Genomic DNA, 1,790 nt, shown 5'->3' with positions numbered 1-1,790 from the left:
GCTCAAAACTGGTTGCGGGTTTCGATTGATAGAAGTCTGGGTTTTCGAAACAATCAACTGATCAGGCGTCCGTCGACTGTAAGCAAGCTCTGCGCAACGAAGTTGACGCTGCGGCGCGTGTTATCAAAGCTAACACGAAAGCCGCCAACGTCAACGAGGGATCGTTTCTGGAAGGTCTCCAACACACTCTTACGGGTTACAGGGCCGTCAATTGAATTGAGTACCTCGAAGGTATAACGCGCCGCAATAAATCCGGCTAGACTCAACGCCGTTGGTGGCTCCTCAAAAAGTTTCGCCATCACTGCTTTGTAGTGACGCACAATGGACAGGTTACTAGACATGACGGGCACTACCTGCGTACCAATGACAGTCGTCTTACGTTGACTGCCGAGTTGGATAAGCGTTTGCAGATTGACGTCTGCTAGAGCGACTATGTAGCGCTGATTCAAAGCACTAGCGCCTTTCATAAATGAAATAATCTCCGGTGTACCGCCAACAAATAGCAAGATGGCAGGTGTATCAGGCGTGAGGCGACTACCCATCCCCGTCACGTCGCCTTTTGCCTCAAATGTCCGAATTTTCAATTTTAGACTGCCCGCAAGGCGATCGATGTCGTCGCGATACTGATTCATATCCTGCTCAGTGGCATAGACAGCACCAACATCACGCACGCCTTGTTCGGTTAAGTTTCGCAACGCGTGACCGATTTGTTCTTGACGACCAGCAAAGATTGGAAAAGTTTTTTCATCTACTGCCAGAGCTGAGTTCTGTAGCCAAGGTGCGATGTTCGCTATAAAAACGCTCTTCTTACGAATCTGAGTAACTAGTTCAAATGCCGCGCGCTCACCAGCAGCGGCGCTAATCGCAATACAGCTTGCATCGTCGCTAATAGCTTGCAGTGCAGTCTGAACGCTTTGTGAGGTGCCGTCAACCTCGAACGTTGCGTGGCGGATCTGATGACCTTGAACACCACCTTGGGCGTTTATATCCTGCCAGGCTGCTCGTGAGCCGATCATGATGTCCTTGGACACATCCTGCTGCGCAGTCGAGGTGTCGATGACCTGGGCAATGGTATAAGTTCGCTTGACTGCTGGAGTTTTGGCGGGTGCAACTGCAGCAACACAAGGTGAGAGCAACAGGGCACCTGCGGTTCCTAGCAAGTTTCGACGATTCAATGGAAGCTGAAGCATACTCATGACCTTTAATGAAGAAATTTCGGATGGGCAAAAACCTGAGGGACCAATCAGCGAAGTTAAATGTCATACCTAACTGCAATAACTGCACTGAATTGAAATTCCTGAGGCGTGAAGTAGGATGCTAGTCTTGGGGTTTATCACTAAGGCTCTTTTTCATACTCATGTCCATCGTTGACCTTTATTGTGGTTAGTTCTAGAAATGGCTCACTAAAACATGTTCTTGCTCTGTGTTTCACCACTTTCCAGCCCTTAATAATTTCATTGATGGTTTCGTCAAGGCTTGCTGCAACTGCTGGCGCCGGTTGAACATATTTGAGGGCTAACTTAAATCGTTGTTCTGCCTGCCAAACGTCATAGGCGCTTTGTTCTGCCAGCCATAGGCTTGCATCGCCTCCACGCTGAATCCCCAACCAAGCTTCAATGCGCAGTGCCATTTCAGGAGAGATTGAAGCCCATCCATTCAGAACGCGTGACAAGGCTACGTGTGACACGTTCAACTGCTTAGCAGCTTGGGCAGAACTCAGTCCCAGCGCGGGCAACACGTTATCTCGAAGCGTAAGACCGGGGTGAAGTGGCTCAAACATACTGTTCACG

Annotated in this window: 1 protein-coding gene and 1 pseudogene; both read right to left on the bottom strand. The window is 49.4% G+C overall.

The genetic code is table 11. The annotated features are described in order from the left end of the window. Positions 1-53: 53 nt before the first annotated feature. A complete protein-coding gene (locus WCG50_RS19260) occupies positions 54-1,190 on the bottom strand; it encodes an ABC transporter substrate-binding protein (protein WP_336901207.1) in 1,137 nt (378 codons plus the stop codon). A gap of 344 nt (positions 1,191-1,534) precedes the next feature. Then, positions 1,535-1,789 (bottom strand): annotated as a pseudogene (locus WCG50_RS19255) (HigA family addiction module antitoxin); the annotation flags it as partial. Position 1,790 lies beyond the last annotated feature (1 nt).

The organism is Rhodoferax sp., from assembly GCF_037143375.1.
In the GTDB taxonomy this organism is placed as follows: Bacteria; Pseudomonadota; Gammaproteobacteria; order Burkholderiales; family Burkholderiaceae_C; genus Rhodoferax.
The sequence above is the reverse complement of the archived record's forward strand: the minus strand, read 5'-3'. Positions and strand labels throughout refer to the sequence as shown.